Below are 2,605 nucleotides of genomic sequence, written 5' to 3'. Positions count from 1 at the left end.
GAACACTTATCTGACCGCCTGCCGGACTATATGCTGCCCGCCAGTTTTACGTTTATGGACACCATTCCCCTGACGCTGAATGGCAAAGTGGATCGACGCTCCCTGCCTGCGCCGATATGGGGAAACAAAGACAGCTACACCGCTCCCCGCAATGAACAGGAAACTCAATTGTGCAATATCTGGCAGGACGTTCTGGGGCTGGAGCGGGTCGGTATCGAAGATAATTTCTTCCGTATCGGTGGTGATTCAATTATCAGTATTCAGTTAGTTTCCAGACTACGTCAGGCTGGATTCTGCCTTCAGATGAAATCGATTTTTGACGCCCCCACCGTGGCACAGTTGGCTCAGTTACTGACACAGACAGCCTCCGCAACAACTGTTATTGCCGAGCAGGGATTGCTGAGCGGGGAATTCGGCCTGTTACCCATTCAGCAGACATTCTTTGACTGGAATTTCCCCAGCCCACACCATTGGAATCAGGCATTCATGCTGCGGCTGCCCGGAGATATCAAGCAGACAGCGATTAAACAGGCGCTGGCAGCACTGACTGAGCGGCACGATATGCTACGGGCACATTTTGTCAGAACCAAACAGGGTTATCGTCAGTGCTATAGATCTGCAATACATAGATCTTCAACACACAGTTCTTCAATTCATAACTCTGCAATGCCGCCATTACAGCACTGTGATATCAGCCAACTGAGTGAAAGTGAGCAATCTCAACAACTCACCCAATGGCAGAATAGGTTCGATTACAACAATGGGCCATTGTGGCAGGCCGCCCATCTGACCGGATATGCCGATGGCAGTGCCCGGCTATTCTTCGCCTTCCACCATCTGATTATTGATGCCGTTTCATGGCGGATTATTGCGGAAGATATACGCCGTTTATTACAGGGCGAAACACTGCCAGCAAAAACCAGCAGCTATCGCCAATGGGTAAAGGCTGTCCATCATTACGCCGGACAGCATCAACAGGAAATTCTCTACTGGCAACAAGTGATGACCGAAATGCCGGTTGATCCGGTTTCAGCAACACAATCAGCTTCAGCAACACAATCGGTTTCAGAAGCAATCAGCCTGCATACTCTGAGTATTTCCGCTGAACTGACGGATATTCTACTGCGGGAAGCTAATGCCGGTTATCAAACCGAAATTAATGATCTATTACTCAGTGCATTAGCTCTGGCATTACCGGCAGTTTTTTTACAGTCGGTTAACACCATCACGCTTGAAGGGCATGGTCGTGAAGCCATCGACAATACGCTGGATATTTCTGAAACCGTCGGCTGGTTTACCACGATATATCCCGTTCAGCTAACCACGCGATCCGATATTACCGAAACCATTATTCACACCAAAGAAATGCTCCGTGCAGTACCGAATAAAGGCATCGGATATGGTGCATTATCTCAGGCTGGCTATCTGAGCGGAAAATTACCCGCAATCAGCTTCAACTACCTTGGTCAGTTGGGTGGGGAAACCGGACAGAACTGGGCACTGACCAGCGACAATTGTGGCAATGTCATGGCAGAAGATAACCATAGCCACCTGCTGCTGAATATTAATGGCCTGATTCAAACCGGTCTTCTGCAATTTCATATCGGTTCGCGTTTAACGCAGACTGAGACACAAAAGTTTATCACCGCATTTGAACAGGCACTTTGTTCTGTCATCAATACGGCACGACAGCAGGCAAAATCGGGCGGAATAAAAACTCCCAGTGATTATAGCATTGCCGGAATTTCAATCGCTCTTCTTCGCCAGCTTCAACAACAGTACCAAATCGAAGCACTTTACCCTGCCACCAGCTTACAGCAGGGGTTTATTTACCATCATCTGGCTCAGCCACAGGATGATGCCTATCGGGTTCAGTTACTGCTGGATTATCACACCCATATGGATATTGCCGCCTACCAGCAAGCATGGGCGCTGGCTTCACTTCGTTTTCCCGTTCTCAGAACCGCCTTTGACTGGGACGAAGAGGTTTTACAAATCGTAACTAAAAATGCCGGTATCAGTTCAGCTAACTTCACCATTAACGATATCAGCCGGTTGCCGGAAGAGGAGCGGGAAAATGCCATTAACGCCATCCGGCAACAGGATCGCATTCTGCCCTTTGATTTCAGCCAGCCCGGATTAATGCGTTTCAGCCTGATCAGGCAACGGGAAACGCTGGTTACGGTACTTATCACCCTGCATCACGCGATTCTTGATGGCTGGAGCCAGCCGATTCTATTGCAGGCGGTACATGAGTATTACGATGCACTCACTCAGGGGCAGACACCGAAAATTGTGGCTGATAAAGCCTATCTGGCAACCCAGCAATATTATCTGGAACATAAAGCGGAATCAGAGACTTACTGGGCTGAACGTAAAGCCCATTTTCAGGGCACGAATGATCTGTCTGCTCTGTTAAGTCATTACACCGATTTAACCCAGATAAAAACCGTCGAAAACCCGGCAACACAGCAACTCGCCCTACAGGGCAACGCTTATGAGCGGCTGAAAAATACCTGCCGCGAGATGGGGATCACCCTGAATGTGGCGCTGCAATTTGCCTGGCACAAACTGTTGTACAGCTACACTGGTGATACGCAGACTC

The 2,605-nt window shown here is 48.9% G+C and carries 1 protein-coding gene; it reads left to right on the top strand.

Going from position 1 to position 2,605, the window contains the following annotated elements; translation table 11 throughout:
* On the top strand, nucleotides 1–2,605 hold a 2,605-nt coding region (locus Xinn_RS20430), incomplete at both ends, for a condensation domain-containing protein (protein WP_244590280.1).

The sequence above is a fragment of the Xenorhabdus innexi genome, from assembly GCF_002632485.1.
GTDB classification, from domain to species: domain Bacteria; phylum Pseudomonadota; class Gammaproteobacteria; order Enterobacterales; family Enterobacteriaceae; genus Xenorhabdus; species Xenorhabdus innexi.
The sequence above is the reverse complement of the archived record's forward strand: the minus strand, read 5'-3'. Positions and strand labels throughout refer to the sequence as shown.